General features: G+C 45.5%; 19 protein-coding genes and 1 pseudogene. 3 read left to right on the top strand and 17 right to left on the bottom strand.

The annotated features are described in order from the left end of the window. Window positions 1–150: 150 nt before the first annotated feature. The 8 genes and pseudogenes from uvrA to gpr all read right to left on the bottom strand — a co-directional run bounded on the left by uvrA (window position 151) and on the right by gpr (window position 10564). A complete protein-coding gene (gene uvrA / locus HFM85_RS12915) occupies window positions 151–3000 on the bottom strand; it encodes an excinuclease ABC subunit UvrA (protein ID WP_173738554.1) in 2850 nt (949 codons plus the stop codon). Window positions 3001–3193: 193 nt separating this feature from the next. Next, window positions 3194–4357 carry an RNA-guided endonuclease InsQ/TnpB family protein gene (locus HFM85_RS12910; protein WP_173738553.1) on the bottom strand — a complete coding sequence of 388 codons (1164 nt, stop codon included), beginning with the start codon at window positions 4355–4357 and terminating at the stop codon, window positions 3194–3196. A gap of 57 nt (window positions 4358–4414) precedes the next feature. Then, window positions 4415–4615 (bottom strand): annotated as a pseudogene (locus tag HFM85_RS12905) (MerR family transcriptional regulator); the annotation flags it as partial. 270 nt (window positions 4616–4885) lie between these two features. Further along, window positions 4886–6025 (bottom strand): radical SAM family heme chaperone HemW, encoded by a 1140-nt coding sequence (gene hemW / locus HFM85_RS12900; RefSeq protein WP_456298182.1) that lies wholly within the window; start codon window positions 6023–6025, stop codon window positions 4886–4888. Beyond that, window positions 6012–6479, bottom strand: a complete 468-nt coding sequence (locus tag HFM85_RS12895) for a hypothetical protein (RefSeq protein ID WP_173738552.1) — start codon at window positions 6477–6479, stop codon at window positions 6012–6014. Before HFM85_RS12895 ends, hemW begins: the two co-directional genes overlap by 14 nt. A gap of 11 nt (window positions 6480–6490) precedes the next feature. Further along, the gene (lepA, locus tag HFM85_RS12890; RefSeq protein ID WP_173738551.1) at window positions 6491–8299 is read right to left on the bottom strand and encodes a translation elongation factor 4; all 1809 of its coding nucleotides are present in this window, start codon (window positions 8297–8299) and stop codon (window positions 6491–6493) included. 94 nt (window positions 8300–8393) lie between these two features. After that, window positions 8394–9611, bottom strand: coding sequence for a stage II sporulation protein P (locus tag HFM85_RS12885; protein WP_330594902.1), 1218 nt, complete (start codon window positions 9609–9611; stop codon window positions 8394–8396). Window positions 9612–9634: 23 nt separating this feature from the next. After that, window positions 9635–10564 (bottom strand): GPR endopeptidase, encoded by a 930-nt coding sequence (gene gpr / locus HFM85_RS12880; RefSeq protein ID WP_173738550.1) that lies wholly within the window; start codon window positions 10562–10564, stop codon window positions 9635–9637. 289 nt (window positions 10565–10853) lie between these two features. On the opposite strand from gpr, the gene rpsT reads away from it, so the two are divergent. Continuing rightward, the gene (gene rpsT, locus HFM85_RS12875) at window positions 10854–11117 is read left to right on the top strand and encodes a 30S ribosomal protein S20 (RefSeq protein WP_021976748.1); all 264 of its coding nucleotides are present in this window, start codon (window positions 10854–10856) and stop codon (window positions 11115–11117) included. Between the two features lie 113 nt (window positions 11118–11230). Then, complete coding sequence (locus HFM85_RS12870; RefSeq protein WP_173738549.1) at window positions 11231–11803, top strand: M48 family metallopeptidase; 573 nt, start codon at window positions 11231–11233, stop codon at window positions 11801–11803. Window positions 11804–11806: 3 nt separating this feature from the next. Here HFM85_RS12870 and holA read toward each other — a convergent pair whose 3' ends face one another. Next, on the bottom strand, window positions 11807–12802 hold the full coding sequence (gene holA / locus HFM85_RS12865; RefSeq protein ID WP_173738548.1) for a DNA polymerase III subunit delta: 996 nt from the start codon (window positions 12800–12802) through the stop codon (window positions 11807–11809). A gap of 171 nt (window positions 12803–12973) precedes the next feature. Here holA and HFM85_RS12860 point away from each other — a divergent pair, with 171 nt between their 5' ends. Next, window positions 12974–13381: a DUF6465 family protein gene (locus tag HFM85_RS12860; RefSeq protein WP_021651876.1), complete on the top strand. Its 408-nt coding sequence runs from the start codon at window positions 12974–12976 to the stop codon at window positions 13379–13381. Window positions 13382–13506: 125 nt separating this feature from the next. Here the strand turns inward: HFM85_RS12860 and glpK are convergent, their stop codons facing one another. The 8 genes from glpK to HFM85_RS12820 form a co-directional block, all read right to left on the bottom strand. Next, window positions 13507–15006 (bottom strand): glycerol kinase GlpK, encoded by a 1500-nt coding sequence (gene glpK / locus HFM85_RS12855; RefSeq protein WP_173738547.1) that lies wholly within the window; start codon window positions 15004–15006, stop codon window positions 13507–13509. 51 nt (window positions 15007–15057) lie between these two features. Beyond that, window positions 15058–15633 carry a glycerol-3-phosphate responsive antiterminator gene (locus HFM85_RS12850; RefSeq protein ID WP_015527444.1) on the bottom strand — a complete coding sequence of 192 codons (576 nt, stop codon included), beginning with the start codon at window positions 15631–15633 and terminating at the stop codon, window positions 15058–15060. 213 nt (window positions 15634–15846) lie between these two features. Further along, the gene (locus HFM85_RS12845) at window positions 15847–16965 is read right to left on the bottom strand and encodes an Ldh family oxidoreductase (protein ID WP_114002062.1); all 1119 of its coding nucleotides are present in this window, start codon (window positions 16963–16965) and stop codon (window positions 15847–15849) included. 223 nt (window positions 16966–17188) lie between these two features. After that, on the bottom strand, window positions 17189–17920 hold the full coding sequence (locus HFM85_RS12840) for a glycerophosphodiester phosphodiesterase (protein ID WP_119239169.1): 732 nt from the start codon (window positions 17918–17920) through the stop codon (window positions 17189–17191). 298 nt (window positions 17921–18218) lie between these two features. Beyond that, on the bottom strand, window positions 18219–18590 hold the full coding sequence (locus HFM85_RS12835; RefSeq protein WP_173738546.1) for a DUF1667 domain-containing protein: 372 nt from the start codon (window positions 18588–18590) through the stop codon (window positions 18219–18221). 5 nt (window positions 18591–18595) lie between these two features. Next, a complete protein-coding gene (locus tag HFM85_RS12830; protein ID WP_173738608.1) occupies window positions 18596–19882 on the bottom strand; it encodes an NAD(P)/FAD-dependent oxidoreductase in 1287 nt (428 codons plus the stop codon). A gap of 7 nt (window positions 19883–19889) precedes the next feature. Continuing rightward, window positions 19890–21347 carry an NAD(P)/FAD-dependent oxidoreductase gene (locus HFM85_RS12825; protein WP_173738545.1) on the bottom strand — a complete coding sequence of 486 codons (1458 nt, stop codon included), beginning with the start codon at window positions 21345–21347 and terminating at the stop codon, window positions 19890–19892. 458 nt (window positions 21348–21805) lie between these two features. Further along, window positions 21806–22522 carry an MgtC/SapB family protein gene (locus HFM85_RS12820; protein ID WP_173738544.1) on the bottom strand — a complete coding sequence of 239 codons (717 nt, stop codon included), beginning with the start codon at window positions 22520–22522 and terminating at the stop codon, window positions 21806–21808. Window positions 22523–22790 lie beyond the last annotated feature (268 nt).

Raw genomic sequence — 22790 nt, 5'->3', positions numbered from 1 at the left:
GCCTGCACCAGCAGACTCTGTCTGTGGTACGCACTTTCTGACTTGTTCTGTTTTATACTAAAGTTCTCGCACTTCATTATATACAAAACAGCACAAATTGAAAAGGACTTTTCCCGGTTATTTCTTTGATCTTTCCGATTCTATTCCTTTCTATTCCTGATTCAGATATTTCTTAACATACCTGCCGGTATAGGAAACTGGGCTTGCAGCAACCTCCTCCGGCGTACCCTTGGCGATCACGGTTCCGCCTCCGTCTCCGCCCTCAGGGCCAATATCAATGATATAGTCTGCTGTCTTGATCACATCCAGATTGTGTTCAATCACAACAACTGTATTGCCGCCTTCAGACAGGCGGCGCAGAATCTCGATCAGCTTGTGGACATCTGCAAAATGAAGTCCGGTCGTAGGCTCATCCAGAATGTAAATCGTCCTTCCTGTGCTACGCTTGCTCAGCTCCGCAGCAAGCTTGATACGCTGGGCCTCTCCTCCGGAAAGCGTGGTGGACGGCTGTCCCAGACGGATATAGGAAAGTCCTACATCGTATAAAGTCTCAATCTTTCGCTTGATAGACGGAACGTTCTCAAAAAATGTCAGTGCCTCTTCCACTGTCATATTGAGCACATCGTAAATACTCTTATCTTTATATTTCACCTCAAGGGTCTCTCTGTTATAACGTTTGCCTTTACATACCTCACATGGCACATAGACATCCGGAAGGAAGTGCATCTCGATCTTGATGATTCCATCTCCGCTGCAGGCCTCACATCTTCCGCCCTTCACATTGAAACTGAAACGTCCCTTCTTATATCCCCTGGCCTTGGCATCTGCTGTCGCTGCAAAAAGATCACGGATCTGGTCAAATACTCCTGTGTAAGTAGCCGGGTTGGAACGGGGAGTTCTTCCAATCGGAGATTGGTCAATATTGATCACCTTGTCCAGCTGGTCAATTCCCAGGATATCATCATGCTTACCGGGGATCACTCTTGCCCTGTTCAGATCTCTTGCAAGTCTCTTATACAGAATCTCATTGATCAGCGAACTCTTACCGGAACCGGAAACACCTGTGATGCAGGTCATCACTCCCAGCGGAATATCCACATCAATATGCTTCAGATTATTCTCTGAGGCTCCTTTGATGGTCAGGAATCCTGTTGGCTCTTTACGCACTTCCGGTACCGGGATCCTCAGACGTCCGCTTAAGTACGCACCTGTCACAGAGCTCTCATTCTTCATCAGATCCTCTGCCGTACCCATGGCAACCAGCTGTCCGCCATGCTCTCCCGCTCCCGGACCGATATCGATCACGCAATCTGCTGCGCGCATAGTGTCCTCATCATGCTCTACTACGATCAGGCTGTTGCCAAGATCACGAAGACGCATCAGTGCACCAAGCAGCTTGTCATTATCTCTCTGGTGAAGTCCGATACTCGGCTCATCCAGGATATAGGCAACCCCAACAAGACCGGAACCGATCTGTGTGGCAAGACGGATTCTCTGGGCCTCTCCACCGGAAAGCGTTCCTGTAGCTCTTCCAAGGGAAAGATATTCCAGACCGACCTCTGAAAGAAACCCCACTCTTGCGCGGATCTCCCTGAGGATCTGCTTACCAATCAGCTCCTGCTGCTCGGAAAGCTTCATCTCCTTTAAGAATCCCATCAGCTTCTCCACCGGCATATTAGTCACTTCATAAATATTCTTATCGGCCACTGTAACGGCCAGGGACTCCTTCTTCAGTCGCTGTCCCTTACATGTATTACATGGAGTGATCCGCATAAAGCTCTCATATTCCTGCTTCATAGACTCAGAACCGGTCTCACGGTATCTCTGTTCCACATTACGGATCAGGCCAGGAAAAGCCACATCATAAACACCCTCTCCACGCTGTCCCTTATAGTAAACCTTCACAGAATGACCACCTGTACCATTGATCAGAATATCCTGTATCTTCTCAGGATATTCACAGAATGGTGTATCCAGTGAAAAATCATACTCTCTTGCCAGTGCATCCAGGATCGCTCTTGAAAAACTTCCCTGCGTAGTACAGGACTGCCATCCAATAACAGCGATAGCACCCTCATTAATACTCAGCTTCTTATCCGGAATCATAAGATCAATATCAAACTCCATCTTATAACCAAGTCCCAGACACTGCGGGCAGGCTCCAAATGGATTATTGAAAGAAAAGCTGCGCGGCTCGATCTCATCAATACTGATGCCGCAGTCCGGGCAGGAAAAACTCTGACTGAAATTCAGCAGCTTCCCATCCATGGTATCTACAACAAGAAGCCCGTCAGCCAGCTCCAGAACTGTCTCAATAGAATCAGAAAGACGCTTCTCGATTCCCGGCTTCACGATCAGCCGGTCCACAACGATCTCAATATTATGCTTGATATTCTTATCCAGCTTAATCTCTTCGGAAAGCTCATAAAGACTTCCATCGATCTGCACCCTCACATAGCCGCTCCTTCTGGCCTGATCCAGAAGCCTGGCATGAGTTCCCTTACGCCCGCGGACTACAGGTGCAAGAAGCTGGATCTTCTGACGTTCCGGAAGTGTCATGATCTGGTCTACCATCTGATCTACCGTCTGCCTGCGGATCTCACGGCCGCACTTCGGACAATGAGGGATTCCCACACGGGCATATAAAAGTCGGAAATAGTCATAAATCTCCGTTACTGTTCCCACTGTAGAACGTGGATTCCGGTTGGTTGACTTCTGATCAATGGAGATTGCAGGAGGAAGTCCCTCAATGCTCTCCACATCCGGCTTCTCCATCTGGCCAAGGAACTGCCTCGCATAGGAAGAAAGAGATTCCATATACCGTCTCTGTCCTTCTGCATAAATGGTATCAAAAGCCAGGGAAGACTTACCGGAGCCACTAAGTCCGGTAAGAACTACAAACTGGTCTCTGGGAATATCCACACTGAGATTCTTCAGGTTATTCTCATTGGCTCCCCTTATTCTGATAAAATGTTTCTTATCTTTTATCTCTGCTGACATTCGTGCCTGCCACTCAAAATATGTGTAAATATACTCACATCGAGATAACGTAGACTCTCACGAGTTCTACTTACTGCTTCACCGTGTATGTTTTTGATTGACCGAAATCATATCTACTCACAAGTTCCTGTACACTCCACAGTCGTAAATTCCCGAAAATAGCCTTCGGTACATACTCACGTTTGCATTTTAGTTATGCAACTTCGTAAGTTATTGCATCTCTCAAATTAAGTGCAGCATTGAAATCTCTGTCTTCGACATAACCGCAACTGCATTTGAATATTCTATCTGAAAGCTTTAAATCTTTTTTGATAGCGCCACAGCAGTGACAGGTTTTAGATGATGGATACCATCTGTCTACTACTCGAAGTTCGATCCCATTTTCATTGCATTTAATTTGAAGCTTTGTTCTAAATTTATAAAACTTTTGTGATGCAACTGCTTTTGAAAGATGTCGATTCTTCATCATACCCTTTACATTTAAGTCCTCAATCGTTATATAAGATGGCTTGGTTTTCACTATCTCAGCGACTGTCTTGTTAATGTAATCAGTACGGATATTATCTATCTTATGATGAAGTTTCTGTACCTTGAGTTTTTGTTTTTGTATATTCGCCCTTTGAGTGACTTCTCCTTTCTTTAGATTTTCATACTTACGGAAGAGACATCTCTGTTCCCGGATAAGTTGTTTCTCAAGCTTTTTCAGTCTTGCTGACTTGTTGATGTTCTTATAAGTCTTACCATTAGAAACAATGGCAAAATCCCTTAATCCTAGGTCTATGCCAATTCCTGCATTGGAATTATCAGCAATCTTGTTATTGGAAATTTCTACAAGGACTGAAACATAGTATCTGTCAGCTTTCATTGAGACCGTGCCGCTTTTAATCACATATCCGTCTTTAGTTGTTGGAATATATCCTTTTTCTTTGATACGGACCCAACCAAGTGACGGAATATTGATTCTATGCCTTTCGCAACGACAATCCTTTGGATTATTCTTTACAAAATACATCTTTACATCAGATCTGCCTTTCTTTTTGAACTTAGGAAAAGCACTCTCGTGATTGAAAAATCTTGTAAAAGCAGTTTGTCCATTATTTACTGACTGTGTTACTGCTTTTGAATAAGCTTCCTTGATCCACGAATACTCTGGATGCTCAGAAAGATATTCATTGTTAAGCCAGACTCTAAACCTGTTACTACTCATAAACTTTTCACCGTTGTCGTAAAGTTCTTTATTATGAGCAAGATAGAAATTATAAATGAATCTACAGGTTCCTATCGTCTTATGAATCTTGACTTTCTGTTCCTCTGACGGATTTATTTCCGTCTTGAAGCTCTTTAGCAATTTCCACATCCCTTTCTATTTGTTTTTTATACTTACGAAGTCCGTACAATCTGCAAGAGAACACAATACCCTGGCATAAATAACTACCTGACGTTGGTCATCTTCAGTATTTATTCCTTTGAATTGCAGATATTGGTCATAAGTGTAATAACGTCTATCAGTTGGAGTTCGGTTTGCTTTTAGAGTTCCTTCTCTATCCCAACGCTGTAATGTTTTTACAGATACACCTAACAGTTCAGCAAAATCTTTTGGCTTGTAATTTGTAATATTTGATGTGTTCATAACAATTTACTCCTTTGAGTATATTTAAACACATTTAATCATGTTGGTTAATAAATTTGATTACTTAAGATAACCTCCTAATCTGTATCTCCATGTTCAAACGGATATTCTTAATCTGACCCACCGCATAAATCTTTATAAAACGGATATTTGCATTCCGCTCTGCAGTTCGGTTACATCTTTTTTACAGTATACAATCAGAACATCCGTTCGTCAAGTTGGAACTTTCGACAAATCAGTCATTCGCAGTGAACCTCACAGCAGAAAATCCGCCATTATCCCATTACTCACATGAATTCCTTTTCTTGTAAGATATATCCTGCTCTCTTTTTTCTCCAGCATTCCGATAGACAGATATTTTTCCAGCACATCCCCGTAAATACTTTCTATTTTTTTACCGAAATATTCCTCAAATACATCCATTGACACGCCTTCCGTCATACGCAGACCCAGGAACATGAACTCAGCCATCTCATCTGCCTCGCCAAGACGCTCCATATCACAGCGGATCTTCTCCGGCTGTCCGCTGTTTTTAATATATTCTTCCATATTATCTGTATTGGAAAAACGTATATGATCCACGAGTGAAGATGCCCCAAGTCCCAGACCCAGATAATCTGTTCTCTGCCAATAGCCCTTATTATGCCGGCACTCCAGACCTTTTTTTGCATAATTGGAGATCTCATACTGATGAAATCCGTACTCCCCGAGGATCGCTGCCGTATCCTCATACATCCGGTATTCTGTATCCTCATCCGGAAGCTTCAGGTCCCGTTCCCAGAAAGGTGTCCCTTCCTCCACGATCAGGCTGTAGGCAGAAATATGCTCTGGCCCAAGAGCTGCCACTGTGCGTAGATTTTTTTCCCAGCCTTCATATGTCTGATCCGGGATCGCGCTCATCAGGTCAATATTGATATTGGAAAATCCCGCCTCCCTTGCCAGGGAAAAACTCTCCAGAAACTCTTCCCATGTATGAATCCGTCCCAGGATCTTCAGTTCCCGGTTCTGCGGTGACTGCAGACCTAGACTAAGCCGGTTAACTCCATGTTCCAGATAGTCTTCCAGCTTCTCTTTATACAAAGTCCCCGGATTCGCTTCGATTGTGATCTCAGCATCCGGGGCCATAAAAACCTTATTTCTGATCTGATCCAGAACCGCCCCGATCAGGGCAGGATCCGGCACGGAAGGCGTTCCTCCGCCAATAAAAACTGTAGTGATCTCTCTGTCCGGAAAATCAGGGACAGACGCCACTTCCCGCTGAAGGGCCTGGAAATATTCTGCCTGGCGTTCTTTTCCCGCAGGACCTGAGAGAAAATCACAGTAATCACATTTTTTCACGCAGAAAGGGACATGAATATAGAGTTCCAGAGGCTTTTTTGCCTTATTCTCCATCATAGTCTCCTTCCCCTGTATCATCATAGCTGCTGTTGTCGCCGTTTTCATCGGAATATCCGGAATCACCGCTATTATCCGATCCATCGCCACTGTCAGAACCATCTGTACTATCTCCATCGGATGTATCTGCACCTGATGTATCCGATTCAGAATCACCGGTGCTTCCATCTGAAGCCGCTGCTGCCGGAGTCGGTGTCACTGCTGCCGAACCCAGTTCTGCCCCTCCATTCTCTGCCAGATATTCATTCACCATAGTCAGATTTCCATTCGTTGTCACTGCATCCGGATCCACAGTTTTCGGATCCGGTGTTGCTGTAGGTTCCGGAGCTGTGCTGATCTTGATCACACTGTCAACTGCATCTGTTTTTTTTCTGGAACCGCATCCGGTAAGCAGAACGGCTGACATAGCCAGAAGTCCTGCCACCAGAAACAGTTTATTTGCATTTTTTTTCAAAAAGTCATCTCCTATTTATCGTCCAGCTTCAGCACACTCATAAAGGCCTTCTGCGGGATTTCCACGTTACCTACCTGACGCATACGCTTCTTACCTTCCTTCTGTTTCTCAAGAAGTTTCTTCTTACGGGAAATATCGCCGCCGTAACATTTGGCAAGAACGTCTTTACGCATGGCACGTACTGTCTCTCTGGCAATAACCTTGCTTCCGATTGCTGCCTGGATCGGAATCTCAAAAAGCTGCCTCGGGATCTCGTCTTTCAGCTTCTCGCACATCTTTCTGCCGCGCTCATAAGCTGTATCTGCATGTACGATAAAGGAAAGTGCATCCACCTCTTCCTTATTAACAAGGATATCCAGCTTCACAAGCTCGCTTCTCTCATATCCGTCCAGCTCATAATCCAGGGAGGCATATCCTCTGGATCGTGATTTCAGGGCATCAAAGAAATCGTAAATGATCTCGTTAAGTGGCAGTCTGTATTTCAGAAGAGCACGTGTTTCTTCCATATATTCCATGCCTTCATACTGACCACGTCTCTCCTGACAGAGATCCATGATCGCACCGATAAACTCTGTTGTCACCATGATCTCAGCCTTGACCATGGGCTCCTCCATGTATTCGATTTCAGAAGGATCGGGAAGGTTGGTCGGGTTGGTCAGTTCGATGATCTCACCGTTTGTCTTGTAAACTTTGTAAATAACACTCGGTGCGGTAGTTACAAGATCCAGATTGTACTCTCTCTCCAGACGTTCCTGGATGATCTCCAGATGAAGAAGTCCAAGAAAACCGCAGCGGAAACCAAATCCCAGGGCAACAGATGTCTCAGGCTCGTAATAAAGAGAAGCATCATTAAGCTGCAGTTTCTCCAGCGCGTCACGGAGATCGCCGTACTTGGCACCGTCAGCCGGGTAAAGTCCGCAGTAAACCATCGGATTTACCTTCTTATATCCTGGCAGTGCTTCTGCACACGGATTATCTGCATCTGTCACAGTATCGCCAACACGGGTATCACGGACATTCTTGATACTGGCTGTGATATATCCAACCATACCAGCTGTCAGCTCATCACACGGAATAAACTGGCCTGCACCAAAATATCCCACTTCAACAACCTCTGTGGTAAATCCGGTAGCCATCATGTGGATCTTCGTACCCTTCTTCACACAGCCATCTTTAATTCGGCAGAATACGATAACACCTTTATACGGATCATAAACAGAGTCAAAGATCAGTGCTTTCAACGGTGCGTTCACATCGCCATGCGGTGCCGGAACTTTATTTACGATCTGTTCCAGAACCTGATCTACATTCAATCCTGTTTTCGCTGAAATCTGCGGTGCATCCTGTGCCTCTATTCCGATCACATCCTCGATCTCATTAATTACACGCTCAGGATCTGCACTTGGAAGATCGATTTTATTGATAACCGGTACTACATCCAGGTCATGATCCAGTGCCATATATACGTTGGCAAGCGTCTGGGCCTCTATACCCTGTGCAGCATCTACAACAAGAATCGCACCGTCACAGGCTGCAAGGCTTCGGGAAACCTCATAGTTAAAGTCTACATGTCCCGGAGTATCGATCAGGTTAAAAATGTACTCATTTCCGTCTTTGGCCTTGTATACAATACGAACAGCCTGGGACTTGATGGTAATTCCACGCTCTCTCTCAAGTTCCATGTTATCCAGAACCTGCGCCTGCATTTCTCTTTCTGTGAGAAGTCCTGTCATCTCGATGATACGATCTGCAAGCGTGGATTTTCCGTGGTCAATATGTGCAATGATACAAAAATTTCGAATTTTACTCTGGTCTATCATTCAGGAAGTCCTCCTTATGTTTCTTTCATGCAAAGCTCCTGCATTCATCATGCAAAAGCATATTTTTCCATACTGCTCCTTATCATAGCACATTTTATCCTTCTTTGTCACTGCCTTTCAGCACTCTGTTTAAGATATCTGCAAAAGGTTCCATTGCATTTCGGACTTCCTCCACAGTATTTGTCTGCGCACCGGCTTCCAGAAGCAGCGCCCTTGGTCTTAAATGGAGGTTGTAACGAAGACCTGCCAGATAAATTCCTCTGTAAAACTGCGGATAATACTGCGCTGCCTGGTATTCCAGCTGGAAAGAAAATGCCAGATTATCTTCTATGTAAGGGTTTGGAAGATAACTCACTGCCCCCTGATTGACCGTATAGCTCAGCCCGTTATAAAAAAGAATCTGAGCTGTTTGTTTTCCATTGATCTCCGTTACCAGATGACGGTCGTCCGGCACTCCATCCCTGTGAAGATCAATAACTACCTCCACTGTGGGATTTTCCTCCAGAACTTTTTCTATGGAAGAGCGCGCATAGTCGTAGGCCTTGCTCCGATCCAGCTCCCCACCCATGATATCGAACGCATCCGTTACATGAATCACCTTGTAGCCGTAATTTTTTTCCAGAATATCTGTGAGATAATTTCCCACTCCCACTATGGTATCTTCCGTTTCACCTTCCCTTGAATCGGAAAAAGTCTCCTGGGAATGGGTGTGGTAGATCAGAATCTGGGGTACAGATGAATCCTGTTTAATGGACATATCTTCTTCCAGGAATCTTGTCCCGCTGATCTGCCCGGCATTGGTTTCCGTATTGGAATCCAGGATAAAAAAATGGTTCATCACATAATCAAAATCAGCCAGTTTCGCCTGAGATAAATCGATCTGAGGATGAGGCAGTGCCACGGTTTCTTGCTCTTCCTGCTCTTCTTTCTCTTCTTTCTCTTCTTTCTCTTCCACACCACTCTTGCTTTCATCCACAATTTTGTCCTTCTCGGCCCGCGTCTCTTCTTGTCCCTCATCCCGACTGTCCGCAGCATCTTTCTCCGCCTCTGCCATCAGAAGTTCCTCCTGCTCTCTCCGGTTCTCGGCTGCTACTTCTTCCCCCAGATGCTCTGCATTTTTTTCCTGCAAAAGCATCTCCGTTTCCAGGTCTCTGCCGTTTTCCTCCTGCAAAGCCTTCTTTTCCAGAAAGCAGTACAGCGGCAGAGACCTGTAAACCTCTCCATGCCTGAAAAAATCTCCCGGAAGCGCGGCTACCACACAAAGAAAGATCAGGCTCAAAACCACGCAGAATGCCCTCTGGATATTCGTCACTAACGATCACCTCTTATGGTATTTTATGACATGTCCTCTCTGATTAGACTATCAGAAAATGCCAGGTTCAGTCCCTCTGAAATCGTAAAGCTCAAATACTTGACAGTCTCATCCACATCCTTTGGAGTCACAAACATGGTATAAAGCTTTGGAGAAATCATTTCTTCCAGAAATTCCTTCTGTTCCTCTTCCTCCAGTGCATCCAGAAGATTTGCCATGGAATCATGAACGATGGTAGCTGCATCTACCACTGTAGGCACCCCGATTCCTATTACCCTTACGGACAGATTCTCTTCGTTTAAGCCCTCTCTGTGATTTCCCACACCGGATCCCGGACTGATCCCTGTATCTGTAATCTGGATAGTCCGGTTCAGCCTCGCCGTACTTCTGGCAGCCAGCGCATCAATCGCAATCACCACATCCGGTTTTGTCTCTGCTACAACCCCCTGGACAATCTCCAGTGTCTCCATTCCAGTCTGCGCCATCACACCTGGAACAATTCCGCTGATCTGGTGCATTTTCATATGAGAACAGGATTTCAGACCATACTCCCGGATCACATGCCTTGTCATATGAATATTTTCCACTGCCCGGGGACCAAGGGAATCTGCTGTGATGTCCTGATTTCCCAGTCCTACCACAAGTACAGACTGCTGCTGACTGAAATCAATCAGTTCTTTTAAGTGATGCGCTACCTCCTCTGAAATCTCCCTGTGATAATCCTCATCCGGCACGGAAAGATCCGGAGCCTCGATGGTAATATACGTTCCCTGGGGCTTTCCCATAGTCTTCGCACCATTTTCCGTTGTGATCCGAACAACCGTAGTCCGCACATCTTTCTCCTTGTCGTACTTTTCCCGAACCTCCACTCCATGAACTTCCACGTTTTCCTCTTTGAAACGCTCTGTTGCCTCAAGTGCCAGATCCGTCCTGATCCTGTTCCTTCCTGCCATAAGCTCTCCTCTTCTCCTGATAAATTTCAATCGTCCGCTATCTATCCGCGAACATTACTGTATTTCTGTCTTATTCTTCCCTCGTTTTCCCATAAATATGTATCATTTCTCATATCACCCACAGCATTTGGTGTTTTTTTGTCATATTTTTGAGATTTCCGTAAAAAACATCTTGACATTTCCGCACACGTATAATAATATATATAAGCATGTTTCATAGGAGCGCCCGTGTCTGTTCCTGTGAATGTAATTTTTTATATTATATTTTTAGGAATCGGAGGTGTACGAATTGGCTAACATTAAATCCGCAAAGAAGAGAATCTTAGTTAACAGAACTAAGGCTGCAAGAAACAAAGCAATCCGTTCTGCAGTTAAGACTTCCATTAAGAAAGTTGAGACAGCAGTTGAGAATAAGGATAAGGCAGCTGCAGAGGTTGCTCTTAAGGACGCAATCTCCACAATCAGCAAAGCTACATCCAAGGGCGTTTACCACAAAAATAACTGCGCCAGAAAAATTTCCCGTCTTTCCAAAGCTGTCAACAGCATTGCGTAATAGACAACGGAATATTTTAGTTATAAGCTTATAAGTAAAAGGAAAGACAGTCGAACCGTCAGCGACTGTCTTTTTTGTATATAGATTTCTGCATTGACCCAAAGGAGTTTTTTATGATATCCCATCCCTTTCCCTACCACATTATCCGCAGCAGCCGGAAAACCCTGGCGATCCAGGTCAGCGTTTCCGGTCAGGTAACTGTCCGCGCTCCACACACAATGCCAGATTCCACCATCCATCGTTTTCTCTCACAGAAAGAAAGCTGGATCCTGGAGCATCTCTCACACGCTGCCACTGAGCCGGCACAGCCCCAGGCTGAAAACCCGCCTCTTTCGGAATTCCGCCGCAGTTATTATATGGAATCCGCCAGAAAAATATTCAAAAGAAAAACCGCAGCCTACGCCAGAAAAATGGGCGTAACCTACGGCCGTATCACGATCCGGGAACAAAAAACCCGCTGGGGAAGCTGCACCAGCGAAGGAAACCTGAACTTCAACTGGCGGCTGATCTTCGCCCCGGAAAAAGTCCTGGATTATGTTGTAGTACACGAACTTTCCCACAGAAAAGAAATGAATCATTCCCCTGCCTTTTATGCAGTGGTGGCATCTGTGATGCCGGAGTATAAAGCCTGCGAAAAATGGCTCAGGGACAACGGAGCGACCCTGTGGCAGAACCCGTCTCCGTAAAACTCAGGCTCTCACTGCTCTCGCCGAGCTGTACTTCACGATCAGAAGCTCCACGCTGAGCACATCTCCAAGTGTACCTGTCTTTACCGCCTCTTCCGCATCCACAAAATCCCGCACAGCATTCTCCAGCTCTTCCACAGTGTAGGATCTGGCACAGGATGCCAGGTTCCGCACAACAAAAGAGGGTACTCCCAGTTTGGAAGCGATCTCGGTTTGAGAAAGACCCTCCTGTGACATTTTCTTGGTCAGGCAGATCTGACGAAACTGTTTCGCCAAAAGAAACAATATCCGCATCGGCGGTTCCCGAAGAGTCAGAAGGTCATAGTACAGATCCAGGGCCCGCTTCTGGTTCTTCTCCGTCACCGCACGCACCATATCAAAGATCTTATTGGTTGTCTGCGTGGTACAGACAGCCTGGATATCTGCAGCCGTCACAACATCTCTTCCGACCGTATAGGAGATCAGCTTTTCCAGCTCCATCCTTATATTTCCCATATCTGTTCCCGTCATGGTCAGCAGAAGCTCCACATCTCTCTGGGTGATCCTGCGGCCATTTTTTCCAAGGATTCCTGCTGCCCACCGCATAAGAGTCTTTTCATCCTGCTGTTTAAATTCCCCGATGCTGCCGCAGGCTTTTATCGCCTTGTACATACGGCTTCTCTTATCTACTTCAGACTCGCAGAACACCAGATACAGATAATCAGGCAGAGCTTTCATATAATCTGCCAGTTCCTCACATTTGTTCTTAAAGAATCCCGTATCCTCAAGAAGGACTACTCTTCGCTCTGCAAAAAAGGGCATGGTATCACAAAGACTCAAAAGCTCCCGGACATCGATCCCCTTCCCCTCATATCTGGTAAAATTCATGGTATCATCGTCCGGGTTCAGAGCCTTCACCAGATTTCTTTTATATTGCTGTTTCAGATAGGCTTCCTCACCGTAAAGGAGATATGCCTGCTTAAATTTTCCTGTTTTAATATCTTCCTGAATATTCTTCAATCTCTGTACCCCTGTCTGATTTTCTCTGTAATCCAGTTTATACGACAACTGCCGGAAATGCAACACCCAAGCAAAAATTTGACTTTCCACCGGATTCATGATACTGTAAACAGGTACATATTCCGGCAGATCCGTTCTGTCAGCGAAATATGCGGAAGGGAGTGTTCCATTATGGAAAAAAGAAGAAACAGCAGAACAAGCAACCTGAAGAGCGCAACCACCAAGGCCAAAGCTACCGTGAAATCAACTGTAGAAAAGATTGAAAAAACACCTGCAGCTGAAAAAACCGTTAAAGCAGTCAAAAAGGCAACAGAGACTGTAGCAGCCAAGGCACCAGAAGTAGTAGAAGAAGTCAAAAACACTGTAAAAAATCATAAGATCAGCGGCATCACACTTGAAATTTTTGAGACATCCATCACAGTTGCAGACCTTGAAGCAGCTGTTAAGAAAGATGCAGAAGCAAAGGGCCTGAAAGGCAAAGAGCTCCACATCTATGTAAATGCAGAAGAAAGAGCAGCTTACTACACTGCTGACGGAGAAGGTTCCGACGATTACAGGATCGATCTGGCCACTCTGTAAGCTCCGGCGGATCTGTTCCGCGATCGCTTACTATGCCGGTCTGTCTGTGACATTCCGGAAACGCAAAAAGCCATGCACAGGACATTTTCATCCGGTCCCGCTGCATGACTTTTCTTTTTTATCTTTTACCGGATCTTTTTGATCCAGTCTCTGGAGCAGCCTACTGCAGCTCTCCAGCCTTTTACCATGGCATTTCGCTTCTCGTCATCGATCTCCGTGCGGAAAATACGTTCCACATCACGGCTTTCCAGTACTGCCTCCTTGCTTTCCCAGAATCCCACAGCAAGACCTGCAAGATATGCGGCACCAAGAGCAGTTGTCTCAATACATTCCGGACGTTCTACAGCCACATTACTGATATTGGCCTGAATCTGCAGGAGAAGGTTGTTTGCACTTGCTCCGCCGTCCACACGAAGAACTGCAAGGTCACTTCCTGCATCTTCCTTCATAACCTCCAGCACATCATTGACCTGATATGCAAGTGATTCCAAAGTTGCACGCACAATATGATACTTATTTACGCCACGGGTCAGACCCACGATAGTTCCACGTGCATACTGATCCCAGTAAGGAGCACCAAGCCCTGTAAATGCAGGTACTACATAGCAGCCGTTGGCATCCGGCACTTTTCCTGCAAAATACTCAGTATCGGATGCAGAATCTACAAGATGAAGCTCATCACGGAGCCACTGGATCGCAGCACCAGCCACAAATACAGAGCCTTCAAGAACATATGTAACCTTGCCGTTCAGCCCCCATCCGATGGTTGTAACAAGACCATTCCTGGAAAATACCGGCTTGTCACCTGCATTCATCAGAAGGAAGCCGCCGGTTCCGTACGTATTCTTAGTCTCACCTTTCTCAAAACAGGCCTGTCCGAACAACGCCGCCTGCTGATCTCCTGCGGCACCAGCCACAGGAATCTTTCCGCCGAAAAATGACGGATCTGTTTCCCCGTAGATCTCACTGGATTCTTTCACCTGAGGAAGCATACATTTCGGGATATCAAGTTCTTCAAGGATCTCATCATCCCATTCCAGAGTATTGATATTGAACATCATGGTTCTGGACGCATTGGAATAATCTGTCACATGGACAGCTCCCTTGGTCAGTTTCCAGATCAGCCATGTCTCTACCGTGCCAAAAAGCAGCTCTCCGTTCTCTGCTCTTTCTCTTGCACCTTCTACATTATCCAGTATCCATTTTACCTTTGTTGCAGAAAAATAAGCATCAATAACAAGACCTGTTTTCTGACGGAATTTCTCCTCCAGACCTTTTGCTTTCAGGCTGTCACAGTACTCAGAAGTTCTTCTGCACTGCCATACGATTGCGTGATACACAGGCTGCCCCGTATTCTTATTCCACACAATGGTAGTTTCTCTCTGATTTGTAATACCAATCGCTGCAATATCTTCCGCCGTCGCCTCGATCTGATTCATTGCCTCTCTGGCAACAGAAAGCTGTGTGGACCAGATCTCACCTGCATCATGCTCCACCCATCCCGGTTTTGGAAAATGCTGGATAAACTCCTTCTGCGCCACACTGCGGATCCTTCCGTTTTCATCAAAAAGAATACAGCGGTTGCTGGTGGTTCCGGAATCCAGCGCCATAACATATTTTGCCATATAAAAATCCTCCAATACACTTCTTAGCTGCAGTTCAATACCTCTGCAGCCTCATAATTCCCATACCTTCTGATTTGTAGTGGAAACCGCTGCTGCCCCCGCACCCAGGGCTCCCATCACATCCTCCTTATCGGAGATCAAACCACCTGCGATCACAGGCACCTTGCTTGTTTTACATATCTGTTTAAGAATCTTCGGCATCAGTCCCGGCAGAACCTCCACCACATCCGGCAGCTGCTCATGCTGATTTCCCAGATTCTCAATATTCTTGATCGCCATGGAATCAATAAGGAAAAAGCGCAGAACTGTATACATTCCAAGCTTCTTCGCCCTGTTGATCATGGATGCTTTTGTTGAAATGATCCCATCTGCGTGGATATTTTTGCAAATATAATCCACAGAAACCTCTTTTGAGCTTAAACCTGTGATCAGGTCTATATGTGCCATCGCGATCTTCCCCGCCTGGTGGATCCGCTCCACAATTCCCCCAATAGAACGGATATCTCCATACAGGATAAAGATCACGGTAAGCTCCTCTCTGCCCAGACAGTTCTGAAGTCCCTGTTCATCCTTTACAGCCGCTATGATCGGGTTCGCCTCGATCGCGTCCAGAAATTCTTTGTTCATCTTCTCTCTTCCTCCGCAATGTTCACACAATATCATCCTATCTCCGCGCATTGTTTGAAGATATTATTCTTATTGTATCAGTTTATTGCTTCAAAGACCAGACACATTTGCCAAATATATCTGTTTTATTTCCGGCTGTATTACAATTCTCAGACAATCTTCTTCTCTGGCAAAAGAAGGGAAGCCCCTATGGACTTCCCTTCTGCAGATACATCATTTCTCAAACGGGAATTTGAACTGTGTAAGTCCGAATTCATCGCGAAGTCCGATAAACTCTTTCTGAACTGCCTCTGTCACCGGAACTCCCTTATCCTTACGATACATCCATACATCATATTCCTTCTCGCCTGCTGTGTAGATACGTTCCTGTCCAGGAGCCTTCTCGGAGCCTCTCAGGTCTCTCAGGATATCACCGCATGTTTTCTTGAATGCCTCTGCACCCATAAATGCCTCTGTATCGATAGCAATAAAGAAATGTCCAAGATGATATGGACGAATCTTTCCTTCCTCATCCTTACCATCCAGAGCTTTCAGGAAGAGACCGGACTGAAGAGCTGCGGAAAGGATCTCAACAACAGTAGAGTATCCGTATCCCTTATATCCTCCGGTTGTCTCACCAAATCCACCGAGAGGAGCAAGTGCTGCCTGCTGGCTTCTGATCTTCTTAAGGATCTCCGCACTGTCTGTAAGCTCCTCTCCTTCTCTGGAAATAACAAGACCCTTAGGAGTATCATGGTTGATACGTGCGTAGTATTCGATCTTGCCATTCTGGATAACAGATGTTGCACAGTCCAGTGTAAATGGGAACGGCTCATCTGTAGGCATACTAAATGTTAATGGGTTGGTTCCAAGCATATTTTCAACACCAAATGTCGGTGCAACGGATGGTCTTGCGTTGGTACCGCTGATACCGATCATATTCTCTTTTGCTGCGAGACCTGTCCAATATCCTGCGATTCCATAATGGGAAGAGTTACGGACTGCAACCATACCCATGCCGTATTTATGTGCTTTTTCAATACACATGTCCATAGCCTTCTTGCTGGCTACCATTCCCATACCATCGTTAGCATCAAGAACTGCAGTTGTTGGTGTCTCTTTAAGAATATCGATCTTTGTTACAGGATTTAAGATTCCGGATTTGATACGGTCGATATAGATCGGTTTGAAACGGTTGCAGCCATGGCTCTCAATTCCACGTCTGTCACTTTCCAGAAGTACGTCAGAGCAAAGTCTTGCATCCTCCGTCGGAACTCCCATTTTCTCAAATACTGCAGTCATAAAATCGTCTGCAAGCTGCCAGGAAATAAAAGGTCTTGTTTCTTTCTCCATTGTAAAAACCCCTCCATATACATTATTATAGTTTTTTTATTTTACTTATATAGATCTGCAGCAGGACCCCCTCCTGCCGGAGATGTAAACACAACCTGCAGTAAAGCGGACATTCGCAATCCGCTTCGCTACTTGCTCATGAACGCAGTCGCTTCGCGATCTGCGTTCAAATTCAGCCTGCCTCCTGTATGTACCTCACAGAAAGTGTCTTTACATCGCAGTGTCAATCCTCATCTGCCACTGCTCTTCCTCTGTCCGGATAATTGGTGATAATGGAGTTTACTCCCCATTTCTTCATCCTTCTCATATCCTCTTCCTCATTTACAGTCCAGACATTTACCCCAATGCCGTTCTGTGAACAGCTGCGTACATGCTCTTCTTCCAGATATTTCAGATTCGGATGATAATACTGAACATCACAATTTCTCGCATAAACGCCTGCATTGTCCACATATTTATCTACCAGAAAACCACCTGCAATGGTTTCATCGCTCTGTCTGCACAGTACGATGGAAGCATTATTAAAGGAAGAAAGAATTATCCGATCCTCCAGTCCGTATTCACAGATCATGTCGATCACTTTCTCTTCCATACCACCATAATAATAAACACTGTTCTTCAGCTCAATGTTGGTGATCAGATCTTCTTCCTCAGCCATCCATTCCAAATACTCTCTCAGAGTCGGGATCTGAAGTCTGCCGAATTTTCCGGCAAATTTATCCGGATAGCTGCAATCCAGTTTACACAGTTCATCATATGTAAGATCATAGATATATCCGCTTCCATCTGTGGTACGGTCAACCTTCTCATCGTGCATGATCACCGGAACCAGATCCTTGGTCAGCTGTACATCAAGTTCAATTCCCTCGCATCCAGCCTCCACAGCTTTCTGAAACGCCAGCATTGTATTCTCCGGATATTCTCCGCTGAAACCACGATGTCCAAATACTTTCATTCTAATCATCCTCCATTCAATGCATTACATCGTTGTTAGCATTTTTGCTAATTCATATTTCTGATTATATCATAGTATTTATTTATTTTCAACATTTTTCGTCTGTTTTTTTATGTTTTTTTGTTGCTTTTTAATTAATTATTCTTTTTCTTCTTATTATTTTTTGTGCATTTTGTATATTTTATTTCGTGGCAAACAAAGCGATAAAAACGCCTTTTCAGGTTTATTTTATTCGCTTTGTCTGCCTGAGGGCTGACATATTATAAGCATACAGATCGCCATATATATCCTTTGCAGATCACTGTATGATCTGCTTCACATTTCCTGTAGCCACGATATCCACGCCTGTACCTGCTACATTCTCCAGGATCACATCTCCGATCTGAACCGGTGCTTCCATACATACGTCCCTCAGTGCATCCACACAGTCAAAAATCTTTCCTTTTGGAATATCCTGTGCCGTCTTTACTGACACCACCGGCATGTTTCCATTCTTCACACGCACGGTCGTTGTCACGATCCTGGTTGGATCTGTCACTTCCTTCACTGCATATTCCGCACCTTTTTTACAGGTATTTCCTGTGACGGAAACGATCTCTTTTCCATTCATTTCCACCAGAAGGGCGCATCCCATGGGGCATCCGATACAAGTAAGATTCCTTTTTTCCATTTTTATCACTCCTCCACCTGGATCACAAGTTCATGTTTATCCTGTTTCTGTTTTCCTTCCAGAATGGAAAGAAGCTGCTCTTTTTTCAGTTTGATCTGTTCCATCTCTCCGGGCGCTGCCACCTGTTTCTTTCTGGAAAAGATCCGTTCTCCATCCAGATATGCCCGGATGTAACAATTTTTATATACATTTCCCACACGGAAGCGGACCAGCTGCTCCTCCGCCATATGACAGATACGGATCTCAGATGGCACTGTGTAGCGGACTCCGTTTTGGGGAGAAAGTGTGATCTTTATCTCTTCCGGTATTCTTTCCTCTCCATTGTTGTTTATATAGAGAGCCGCATTTCTTCCTGCATTGCCTGCTTCCTCTGACACAAAATCTACCAGATCGTGAACATGAAGAACATTTCCGCAAGCAAAAATACCTTCTACATTTGTCTCCAGACTTTCGTTTACTACCGGTCCGGAAGTCACATTGCTCAGCTTCACACCTGCCTGGCCGGAAAGCTCATTCTCCGGGATCAGTCCAACAGAAAGAAGAAGCGTATCGCATTCAAAAAATTCCTCTGTACCAGGAATCGGACGTCTGTTTTCATCTACCTCTGCAAGAGTGATTCCTTCCACACGCTCTTTTCCTTTTATGTCAACCACTGTATGGCTAAGCTTCAACGGGATCCCGAAATCATCCAGGCACTGCACGATATTTCGCTTCAGGCCTCCGGAATATGGCATCAGCTCTGCCACAGCCTTAACCTCTGCCCCTTCCAGTGTCATACGTCTGGCCATGATCAGTCCGATATCACCGGATCCCAGGATCACTACTTTTTTCCCCGGCATAAATCCTTCCATGTTTACAAGGCGCTGTGCTGTTCCTGCTGAATAAATGCCTGCCGGTCGATATCCCGGAATGTTCAGTGCGCCTCGCGGTCTCTCTCTGCAGCCCATGGCAAGGATCACAGCTTTTGCCCGGATCTGATACATTCCCTCCTGGCAGCTCATGGCAGTGATCACCTTATCCTGGCTGATATCCATGACCATGGTGTTCAGCCGGTACTCGATCTGCTGCTCTTTTACCATCCGGATAAAACGTGCCGCATATTCCGGTCCTGTCAGCTCCTCCTGAAATGTATGAAGGCCAAATCCATTATGGATACACTGATTCAGGATCCCGCCCAGTTCCTTATCACGTTCCAGGATCAGGATACTCTCTGCTCCCTCTTTCTTTGCAGCCAGGGCTGCTGCCAGTCCTGCAGGGCCTCCGCCTATGATCACGATATCTCTCTTCACCATAATCTTATCATTCATGGTTCTCGCCCTCCTCTGCAATTTTCTTGTTGGTTCCTTCGATCAGTCTGGAAGCTCCGCCTGTTTTTGTGATCTCCTCCATGGAAATGCCAAGCTCTCGGCTGAGGATCTCCATTGTTCTGGGAGAACAGAAGCCTGACTGACATCTTCCCATTCCTGCTCTTGTACGACGTTTTACTCCATCCAGGGATTTCGCTCCAAGAGGTCTTCGGATCGCATCCAGGATCTCTCCCTCAGAGATCATCTCACATCTACAGATGATATTTCCATATTCCGGTGATCTTTTGATCAGCTCATTTCTTTCTTCCAGAGAAAGCTCTGACGGATCCAGGATCCCTTTTCTCACCGGATCAAAATCCGGATTTACTTCCGGATGTAATTTTTCTTTTACTATGTCAGCAACCATACAGCCAATGGCCGGTGAGCTGGTAAGTCCCGGGGATGCGATTCCTGCACAATCGATAAATCCGGGAGCATCCTCCACCTCTCCTATCACAAAATCCATACCGTCCTCGATAGCTCGAAGCCCTGCAAAGCTTGTGATCACCTTCCGCAGTGGAATATCCTTTACTGTTTTGCGGGATTTGGCACTTACTTCCTCCATCCCCTCTGATGTAGTCGCTGTTTCCTCCCGATCCTCCAGATCCGTAGCTGTAGGCCCGATCAGAATGTTTCCATGGACAGTCTGTGTTACCAGAACTCCTTTTCCGCTCTTGTTCGGAAGCGCAAAGATCGTATGATTCACATGTGTTCCTGCACTTTTATCAAGAAGCATATACTCACCCCTACGAGGAGTGATATGCAGTTTTTTCTCACTTACCATATTATGAAAAACATCCGCATAGACCCCGGCAGCATTGACGATACAGCCTGTCTCAAAATCACCCTTTGAGGTTTCCACAACAAAACCTTTTTCCTGTTTTCGGATGTGCTTTACTTCTGTGTCAAATTTAAATTCCACGCCATTGTTATATGCATTCTCTGCCATTGCAATGTTCAGCTCAAAGGGACAGACAATTCCGGATGTCGGTGCATACAGCGCTGCCAGCACCTGATCAGACAGATTCGGCTCCATGGCAAGTGCTTCTTCTCTGTCAAGGATCCTCAGTCCCTCTACTCCGTTTTTCATTCCTCTTTCACGCAGCTTATGCAGCATGGCGATTCCATTCTCAGTCGTACAGACAGTCAATGAACCAGTCTGTTTAAAAGGAAAATCCAGTTCCTTCGAAAGCTGTCCCATCATATTGCTGCCCTTCACATTCAGTTCCGCCATAAGGCTTCCCGGTTCTGCATCATAACCGGAATGAGCGATTCCGCTGTTTGCCTTGGAAGTTCCACAGCATACATCCTCTTCTCGCTCCAGAACGCAGATTTTCAGCCGATATCTTGAAAGCTCTCTCGCCGCTGCCGCTCCGGAAACTCCTGCTCCGATAATGATCACATCATACATAGATCTGTTTCTCCTTTCCTGTTTGCGGATCTTCTGAACTGTCCCCGGCTTTCTCTGCGCCGGAAACAGCAGAATATCCGTTGCAACACAAGCATTGCCGTCCGCAGGTAAATATCCTGCGAGGAGTACTGCTTACGAACAGCAATCTTTCAAGCGAATATGCCATTATTTTTATGCCGTAACCCTTGTAACCCTTGTAATCCTTTTGAAACATTAACACTTGTGCATAAAAATAGCCGGCACAAAAACACATTTATCCATGTGTCTTCATGCCGGTCTCTGTTCTCAATGGCATTCTCTGTATTCAGCAAGCTGAATCAGATTCCTTCTTCACTTTGTGTTTATTATATCAGACTATTTTCCATATTTCAAGTACATTTTTTTGTGAAATATATCGTTTTTTCTTTAACATACTCTTAACTTCATCAAAAACATGATAAGTTTCATTGTATTCCCGATCATATTTCCTCTACAGAAATAACCCCTTCCTGCTGCCTTACTTCGCGAAATACAGTATGACGTGCTTTCCATTTGGCAGCCTCCATTGTTGCCTGAATCACCACGCTCTGTGTTTTGGATCTCTTTTTGATGATAACTACATTGGAGATCATGATGTCCTCTTCCCGAAGCTTCTTTATGACCATACTCATCTTGTCTTCATTTTCAAACTCCATATATACGTCATAGGTATTGGAATGCTCTTCCACATAAACCTCTATATATTTCGCATATTTGAACACCAGAATAAGTCCCAGCGTGGTAAAGATCGCACCGCTGTAAAAGCCGATCCCCACAGCCAGTCCGATACATGCGGATGTCCAGAGGCTGGCTGCCGTTGTAAGACCTGAAACATGTCTCTGCCCGGTCACGATAATCGTTCCCACGCCAAGAAAACCAATCCCGCTGACAACCTGTGCGCCAAGTCGTGCAGTATCTCCGATCCCTGCCCCATTAGAATATACATGGATAAAATCGCCCGTCATCATAACCAGGGTTGCCCCCATACAGACGATCATGTGTGTTTTCACACCTGCCACACGCTTCTTCATTCCACGGTCAATACCGATCAGACATCCAAGAAACATCGCAAGGATCAGCCGAAACAGCGTCGATCCCATATTTAAAGTGTGCAAATAATCCGATATCGCATTACATGCTCCGAAAATTCCGCCCATAAATTTGCCCCTTTCCTGTTGTATCATTATTTTCTGCCGGTGATAACGCCAATAGCGTATCCTTCCATTTTGCCCTGCACAAACGCCGCAGACCACACTCCCGCCATTCGAAAGCTGTCTAGTCAACCGGACTCACTCCATCCGTCTCACTACGCAGTTTTTCATATGATCCTGTGCCCCGGATATACATTATCTGTAGTCTCACAGCATGTAAGTCAAGACCACCCGCTTAGCGGGTGGCTTGCTCTGTCCCTATAAGGGACTATTC

This window comes from Blautia schinkii (genome assembly GCF_013304825.1).
Taxonomy (GTDB): domain Bacteria; phylum Bacillota; class Clostridia; order Lachnospirales; family Lachnospiraceae; genus Blautia_A; species Blautia_A schinkii_B.
The sequence above is the reverse complement of the archived record's forward strand: the minus strand, read 5'-3'. Positions and strand labels throughout refer to the sequence as shown.

Excerpts from the sequence above, each read along its gene's own strand:
- uvrA (WP_173738554.1), bottom strand. The coding sequence starts at position 3,000 with ATGTCAGCAGAGATAAAAGATAAGAAACATTTTATCAGAATAAGGGGA.
- HFM85_RS12910 (WP_173738553.1), bottom strand. The coding sequence starts at position 4,357 with ATGTGGAAATTGCTAAAGAGCTTCAAGACGGAAATAAATCCGTCAGAG.
- hemW (WP_456298182.1), bottom strand. The coding sequence starts at position 6,025 with ATGATGGAGAATAAGGCAAAAAAGCCTCTGGAACTCTATATTCATGTC.
- lepA (WP_173738551.1), bottom strand. The coding sequence starts at position 8,299 with ATGATAGACCAGAGTAAAATTCGAAATTTTTGTATCATTGCACATATT.
- gpr (WP_173738550.1), bottom strand. The coding sequence starts at position 10,564 with ATGGCAGGAAGGAACAGGATCAGGACGGATCTGGCACTTGAGGCAACA.
- HFM85_RS12870 (WP_173738549.1), top strand. The coding sequence starts at position 11,231 with ATGATATCCCATCCCTTTCCCTACCACATTATCCGCAGCAGCCGGAAA.
- HFM85_RS12860 (WP_021651876.1), top strand. The coding sequence starts at position 12,974 with ATGGAAAAAAGAAGAAACAGCAGAACAAGCAACCTGAAGAGCGCAACC.
- glpK (WP_173738547.1), bottom strand. The coding sequence starts at position 15,006 with ATGGCAAAATATGTTATGGCGCTGGATTCCGGAACCACCAGCAACCGC.
- HFM85_RS12850 (WP_015527444.1), bottom strand. The coding sequence starts at position 15,633 with ATGAACAAAGAATTTCTGGACGCGATCGAGGCGAACCCGATCATAGCG.
- HFM85_RS12845 (WP_114002062.1), bottom strand. The coding sequence starts at position 16,965 with ATGGAGAAAGAAACAAGACCTTTTATTTCCTGGCAGCTTGCAGACGAT.
- HFM85_RS12840 (WP_119239169.1), bottom strand. The coding sequence starts at position 17,920 with ATGAAAGTATTTGGACATCGTGGTTTCAGCGGAGAATATCCGGAGAAT.
- HFM85_RS12835 (WP_173738546.1), bottom strand. The coding sequence starts at position 18,590 with ATGGAAAAAAGGAATCTTACTTGTATCGGATGCCCCATGGGATGCGCC.
- HFM85_RS12830 (WP_173738608.1), bottom strand. The coding sequence starts at position 19,882 with ATGGTGAAGAGAGATATCGTGATCATAGGCGGAGGCCCTGCAGGACTG.
- HFM85_RS12825 (WP_173738545.1), bottom strand. The coding sequence starts at position 21,347 with ATGTATGATGTGATCATTATCGGAGCAGGAGTTTCCGGAGCGGCAGCG.
- HFM85_RS12820 (WP_173738544.1), bottom strand. The coding sequence starts at position 22,522 with ATGGGCGGAATTTTCGGAGCATGTAATGCGATATCGGATTATTTGCAC.